This window comes from Mesorhizobium sp. M4A.F.Ca.ET.020.02.1.1, assembly GCF_004022645.1.
GTDB lineage: Bacteria > Pseudomonadota > Alphaproteobacteria > Rhizobiales > Rhizobiaceae > Mesorhizobium.
This window is the reverse complement of record NZ_RZOI01000344.1, coordinates 1-6,276: the sequence shown is the minus strand read 5'-3', so window position 1 is coordinate 6,276 and position 6,276 is coordinate 1. Positions and strand designations below refer to the sequence as shown.

The 6,276-nt window shown below is 64.9% G+C and carries 5 protein-coding genes and 2 pseudogenes; all 7 read left to right on the top strand.

Features of this window, described 5'->3' with window-relative positions:
* Nucleotides 1-1,554, top strand: a pseudogene (locus tag EN742_RS20500) (conjugal transfer protein TrbE); the annotation flags it as partial.
* A complete protein-coding gene (gene trbJ, locus EN742_RS20495; RefSeq protein ID WP_128333207.1) occupies nucleotides 1,551-2,309 on the top strand; it encodes a P-type conjugative transfer protein TrbJ in 759 nt (252 codons plus the stop codon). The pseudogene EN742_RS20500 and the gene trbJ, both read left to right, overlap by 4 nt.
* Nucleotides 2,310-2,320: 11 nt before the next feature.
* Nucleotides 2,321-2,647 carry a putative entry exclusion protein TrbK-alt gene (gene trbK-alt, locus EN742_RS20490; protein WP_128333208.1) on the top strand — a complete coding sequence of 109 codons (327 nt, stop codon included), beginning with the start codon at nucleotides 2,321-2,323 and terminating at the stop codon, nucleotides 2,645-2,647.
* 2 nt (nucleotides 2,648-2,649) lie between these two features.
* Nucleotides 2,650-4,026, top strand: a complete 1,377-nt coding sequence (gene trbL, locus EN742_RS20485; RefSeq protein WP_128333206.1) for a P-type conjugative transfer protein TrbL — start codon at nucleotides 2,650-2,652, stop codon at nucleotides 4,024-4,026.
* 3 nt (nucleotides 4,027-4,029) lie between these two features.
* Nucleotides 4,030-4,719 carry a conjugal transfer protein TrbF gene (gene trbF, locus EN742_RS20480; RefSeq protein WP_128333205.1) on the top strand — a complete coding sequence of 230 codons (690 nt, stop codon included), beginning with the start codon at nucleotides 4,030-4,032 and terminating at the stop codon, nucleotides 4,717-4,719.
* Nucleotides 4,716-5,732 (top strand): P-type conjugative transfer protein TrbG, encoded by a 1,017-nt coding sequence (gene trbG / locus EN742_RS20475; RefSeq protein WP_128333204.1) that lies wholly within the window; start codon nucleotides 4,716-4,718, stop codon nucleotides 5,730-5,732. Before trbF ends, trbG begins: the two co-directional genes overlap by 4 nt.
* Nucleotides 5,729-6,276, top strand: a pseudogene (locus EN742_RS20470) (conjugal transfer protein TraI); the annotation flags it as partial. The gene trbG and the pseudogene EN742_RS20470, both read left to right, overlap by 4 nt.

Here is a 6,276-nt window from a genome sequence, read left to right as displayed (position 1 = left end):
GTGCTGGTGGACACCGACGCCGCCAACAAGTCCGCCGACGCCGACATGGCTTTGCAGGAGCTCGGGGCCGACGTGGCGGGCATGGCTTACGTCACTGCGACCGTCACGGTCTGGGACGCCGATCCGCGGGTGTCGCAGGAGAAACTTCGTCTCGTCGAGAAGGTCATTCAGGGCCGCGACTTCACCGCCATGGTCGAAACCATCAATGCCGTGGACGCCTGGCTCGGCTCATTGCCGGGACATGCCTACGCCAATGTACGCCAGCCGCCCATCTCGACACTCAATCTCGCTCACATGATTCCCCTCTCTGCCGTGTGGGCGGGGCCGGAACGGGACGAGCACTTCGGTGCGCCCCCCTTGCTCTACGGCAAGACCGAGGGCTCGACCCCGTTCCGGTTGTCCCTGCATGTCGGCGACGTGGGGCACACGCTTGTCGTGGGCCCCACCGGCGCCGGCAAGTCGGTGCTGCTGGCGCTGATGGCCTTGCAGTTTCGCCGCTATGCGCGGGCCCAGGTCTTCGCCTTCGACTTCGGCGGTTCGATCCGCGCCGCGACACTTGCCATGGCGGGCGACTGGCACGATTTCGGGGGCGAACTCACCGAAGGCACGAAACCCTCGGTCTCCCTCCAGCCACTAGCCCGCATACACGAGACCTACGAGCGTGCCTGGGCCGCCGACTGGGTGGTGGCGATCCTGGCGCGCGAAGGCATCGCTATTACCCCGGATGCCAAGGAACACATCTGGGCCGCATTGACGTCGCTGGCCTCGGCGCCAGTCGAGGAACGCACCATCACCGGCCTCAGCGTGCTTTTGCAGGTGAACGATCTGAAGCTGGCCCTTCGCTCCTACTGCATCGGCGGTCCATACGGCCGGCTGCTCGATGCCGAGGCGGAACATCTTGGCGCGGCGTCAGTCCAGGCGTTCGAAATCGAGGGTCTTGTGGGCACCGGAGCCGCGCCGGCGGTTCTCTCCTACCTCTTCCATCGCATTGGTGACAGGCTCGACGGACGGCCGACATTGCTGATCATCGACGAGGGCTGGCTCGCCCTTGACGACCAAGGTTTCGCCGGCCAGTTGCGCGAGTGGTTGAAGACGCTGCGCAAGAAGAACGCCAGCGTCATCTTCGCCACGCAGTCGCTCTCCGACATCGACAATTCGGGTATCGCGCCTGCGATCATCGAGAGCTGCCCGACCCGGTTGCTCTTGCCGAACGAGCGCGCGATTGAGCCGCAGATCACGGCGATCTATCGCCGCTTCGGCCTCAACGATCGCCAGATAGAAATCCTGGCGCGCGCGACGCCGAAGCGCGACTACTACTGCCAGTCCCGGCGCGGCAACCGCCTCTTCGAACTCGGCTTGTCCGAAATTGGGCTGGCGCTCTGCGCCGCATCCTCAAGAACCGATCAGGCCTTGATCGCCAGCATCGCCGCCGAACACGGGCGTTACGGCTTCCTTGCAGCCTGGCTGCGCGCCCGAAACGTCGGCTGGGCCGCTGACCTCATTCCCGACCTCTCCACCTCCCCACCGCAAGCTGAAAAGGAGCTCCAATCATGACTAGCCGTGGAAACTGCTCTCGGGCTGTGTTGCTGGCCGCCGCCTTGCTCACCGCACCGGTTGCGACCTCGCTGATGGTGACTGCGCCGGCGCAGGCATTCATCGTCTTCGATCCATCCAACTATTCGCAAAATGTGCTGACGGCGGCGCGATCCCTGCAGCAGATCACCAACCAGATCACCTCTCTGCAGAACCAGGCCCAGATGTTGATCAACCAGGCACGCAATCTTGCGAGCCTGCCTTTTTCTTCACTGCAACAGTTGCAGCAATCGGTGCAGCGCACGCAGCAGCTCCTCAGCCAGGCGCAGAACGTTGCCTTCGACGTCCAGCAGATCGACGAGGCTTTCCAGCAGCAGTATGGCAGCGTCTCTCTGTCCACTTCCGACCAGCAACTCGTCACGGATGCGCACTCGCGATGGCAGAATACGGTCGGCGGCCTGCAGGATGCGATGCGCGTGCAAGCGGGTGTGGTCGGAAACATCGACACCAATCGGACGCAGATGTCGGCGCTTGTCGGCGCCAGCCAATCGGCGACCGGCGCGCTGCAGGCGACGCAGGCCGGCAACCAGCTCCTCGCGCTGCAGGCCCAGCAGCTCGCGGACCTCACCGCCGTTGTCGCCGCCAACGGTCGCGCCCAGGCGTTGACCGAAGCCGAACGTGCCGCCGCCGCCGACCAGGGCCGCGAGCAGCGCCGTCGCTTCCTCACCCCCGGCTCCGGCTACCAGGCCGGCAATGCCACGATGTTCAACCAGTGAGCATCACCGCCATGGACGGCAAGTTACTCGCTCGCCTCGCCGCGGTCATCTTCGTCGCGATCGCAGTCGCGGCGGCCGCGCTCGAGATGAACCGGAAGGAGGAAAGGCCGCACGATGCTGCTCCTCAGTTGCCTGCCGCTTTGGCGCCGAACCAGCTCCATGAGAGTCTGCGCCGCTGCCAGACGTTGGGTGAGGTCGCTTTGCGTGACAGCGGTTGCTTGCGCTTGTGGGCCGAACAGCGCGACCGGTTCCTCGGGTCCAAATCGCCATTTGCGACCTCCGCTTCCGGGCCGGTCAGCGCGCCGCCGGAAGATGCGACCTCGCCGGAGGCGCGATAGGCATGGGCAACACCGGCGTCATCGACCAATTCCTCGCCACCTTCACCCGCTACATAGACAGTGGATTCGGCCTGCTTGGTGGCGAAGTCGCCTTTGTCGCCACCACGCTGATCGTCATTGACGTGACGCTCGCCGCCCTCTTCTGGAGTTGGGGCGCCGATGACGACATTCTGGCGCGGCTGGTCAAGAAGACGCTATTCGTTGGCGTCTTCGCCTACCTGATTTCCAATTGGAACAGCCTTGCCCAGGTCGTCTTCGAGAGCTTTTCGGGGCTTGGGCTGAAGGCGAGCGGCACGGGCTTTTCGATCCAGGACCTGCTTCGTCCGGGCAAGGTCGCGCAAACCGGCCTCGATGCGGGACGACCCCTGCTTGGGGCGATCTCGGGGTTGATGGGCTACGTGTCCTTCTTCGAGAACTTCATCCAGATCGCCTGCCTGCTCTTCGCCTGGGCGCTCGTCCTGCTCGCCTTCTTCATCCTGGCCGTGCAGCTCTTCGTCACCCTGATCGAGTTCAAACTATCGACGCTGGCCGGCTTCGTTCTCATCCCCTTCGGTCTCTTCGGCAAGACAGCCTTCATGGCCGAACGCGTGCTTGGCAACGTCATCTCATCGGGCATCAAGGTGCTTGTGCTTGCCGTCGTCATCGGCATCGGCTCGACGCTGTTTGGCGAGTTCACCCAGGGCTTCGGCGGCGAGAACCCAACAATCGACCAGGCGATGGCGATCGTGCTGGCGGCGCTGTCACTGCTTGGGCTCGGTATCTTCGGTCCCGGCATTGCCAACGGTCTTGTCTCCGGCGGACCGCAGCTTGGCGCGGGAGCGGCCGTTGGAACAGGTCTCGCGGCAGGCGGCATGGCGCTCGTCGCCGGCGGCACTGCTGGTGTCGCGATGCGAGGCGGAAGTGCGGCTTTGTCTGCAGTGCCATTGGCGGCACGGAACGGCTCATCTCTCGCAGGCGGGGCGTCTGCCGCCTATACTCTTGGTTCCGCCGGCCAGACTGGCGCTGCTGGCATCGCCTCCGGGCTGGGCGGCGTTGCAGGCGCTGGCATGTCCGCGACTGCCTCGCCGCTCAGGCGCGCCGCCGCGCGCGCCAGCCAATCGATGAAGTCGAGCTTCGCTTCCGGGGTCAATTCGGCCGTCGAGGCCACCGGTGGTTCATCGACCCAGGGAACAGTCGGAGGCGTGGCCATTGCAGCCAACGATCCGTTATTCGGCCGCGACGGCCAGGCGGGCAGCGTGGGCAAGGGCCAGCCCGACTGGGCCAAACGTATGCAGCGATCGCAGCAACTCTCTCATGGCGTCCTTACCACAGCGCATGCCGTACGTGCCGGCGAAGCCCACGGCAGCGGCACATCGATTTCTCTCTCCGAAGGCAAATGACCAATGAACATCTTTCGACGACCCGCCGTCCACTACGGCAAATCAGCTCAACCGGAGACGCCTTATCAGAAGGCGTCGCAGATCTGGGACGAGCGCATCGGTTCCGCCCGCGTGCAAGCCAGGAACTGGCGGTACATGGCCTTCGGATCGCTGATCCTGTCTGCTGGCCTCGCCTGCTCGGTCGTATGGATGTCAGCGCGAGTATCGGTGGTGCCGTGGGTGGTCCAGGTCGATGCGCTCGGGCAGGCGCAGACAGTCGCGCCGGCGGCTGCCGATTACAAGCCGACCGACCCGCAAATCGCCTGGCACCTCGCCCGCTTCGTCGAGCAGGTGCGATCGATCCCGGCCGATCCGATCATCGTGCGCCAGAATTGGCTGCGCGCCTACGAATGGACGACCGACCAGGGTGCGACTGCGCTCAATGATTATGCCCGCGCAAACGATCCCTTTTCCAAAGTCGGCAAGCAGCAGGTGGCGGTCGAGGTCTCTTCGGTCATCCGTGCCTCCGCGGATTCCTTCCGCGTCGCCTGGACCGAGCGTCGTTACGAAAGCGGTCAGCTGTCCACCACGGAGCACTGGACCGCGATCCTCACAATCGTGGTCCAGCCGCCGCATGACACCGAACGGCTTCGCGTGAACCCGCTCGGCATCTACGTCAACGCCATCAACTGGTCGCGGGAGATGAGCCAATGAGCCTTGCGCTGCGCGCCGTCGCATTTCCAGCTTTTCGTGGATCCGTACTCGCCTCGGCCCTCCTTTCGGGGTTGGTACTCACCAGCTGTGCCAAGCTCCAGAAACCGCCGCAGATTGGCTATGATTCCTACGTGCCGCCGCTGCCACCCGCCCCGCCAGGACCCGCCGAACAGAAACCCAAACCACCACACATTCCGCCGGGCTGGACACCAACGATGGGAGGGGCGGCTGGCGATACGCCGACTGCGCGCGTCGAGAACGCCAACGCGGCCGCGCGCGTCCAGCCGCGACGCGAGGGATACTACAACGCCATCCAGATATATCCCTGGAGCGAAGGGGCTCTCTACCAGGTCTATGCCGCACCCGGGCAGATAACAGACATCGCTCTTGAGCCCGGCGAGAACCTGACAGGAGGCGGACCGATTGCGGCGGGAGACACCGCGCGCTGGATCATCGGCGATACCGAGAGCGGTTCAGGCGTGACCCGGCGCGTCCATGTGCTGGTGAAGCCCTCGCGCGCCGACATCACCACCAATCTCGTCGTCACCACCGACCGGCGAAGCTACATGATCGAGCTGCGGGCAGGCGAAAAGCCTTACATGCCCGCCGTCGCATGGGCCTACCCGGCGCAGCCAACCGATCGGCGGCAGGTTGTTCCTGCCACGCCGACGGTCCCGGACACCGTCCAGCGCAACTACCGCTATGGTCTAACAGGTGACACGCCGCCGTGGAAGCCCGTCACCGTCTATGACGATGGCAGGCGCGTCTACGTCGAGTTCCCGCGCGGGATCGTACAGGGCGAGATGCCGCCGATCTTCGTCATCGGCCCGGACGGCGAAGCCCAGATCGTCAACAGCCGGGTTTTCCAGAACATTCTGATCGTCGACCGCCTGTTCGGCGCGGCCGAACTGCGGCTCGGCAGCGGCAAACGGCGACAGACCGTGAGGATCGTCCGAAGCGATGGATCGAAAGTCACCAATCCACCCAGTCAAAGGGGAGGAGAGCAGCCATGAGCGAGAACGAAACGGCGGCCGCTCCCATGCGGCTTCGCGCCGAGCCGCCGCGCGTGACCCGGCTGTCGCGCAAGGTGCTCGCCGGCGTCGCCTTCATCACATCGCTCGGCATTGGCGACGCGCTGATATACGCCCTGCAGACGCGCGAGACAGACCCCCATGGCGAGGAACTCTTCTCGACTTCCAACCGGCAACCGGCGGATGGGCTGGCCAACCTGCCACGCGACTATACCGGCCCGATTCTTGGGCCGCCGTTGCCCGGAGATCTCGGCCGTCCGATCCTCGACGCCCAGAACAAGGGGCAGCCCGTTGTCACGCCGGCTATCGCGACGCCCACTGTTGACGAGGCCGAACAACGACGGCGAGCGGAAGAAGAGGCGGCACGAACATCGCAGGTCTTCTTCCAGACGGGGGCTGCCGCCGACGCAACGACGGAACATCAGACAAATGTCGCCACGCAGGATCTCGCCGGTCTTGCTCCTCCCGGACAAACGCAGCAGGACCGCCAGCTTGCCTTCCTGAATGCAGCCGCCGACCGCAACAC

Coding starts and splice junctions, on each gene's coding strand:
- trbF (WP_128333205.1), top strand. CDS start 4,030: ATGAACATCTTTCGACGACCCGCCGTCCACTACGGCAAATCAGCTCAA.
- trbG (WP_128333204.1), top strand. CDS start 4,716: ATGAGCCTTGCGCTGCGCGCCGTCGCATTTCCAGCTTTTCGTGGATCC.
- trbK-alt (WP_128333208.1), top strand. CDS start 2,321: ATGGACGGCAAGTTACTCGCTCGCCTCGCCGCGGTCATCTTCGTCGCG.
- trbL (WP_128333206.1), top strand. CDS start 2,650: ATGGGCAACACCGGCGTCATCGACCAATTCCTCGCCACCTTCACCCGC.
- trbJ (WP_128333207.1), top strand. CDS start 1,551: ATGACTAGCCGTGGAAACTGCTCTCGGGCTGTGTTGCTGGCCGCCGCC.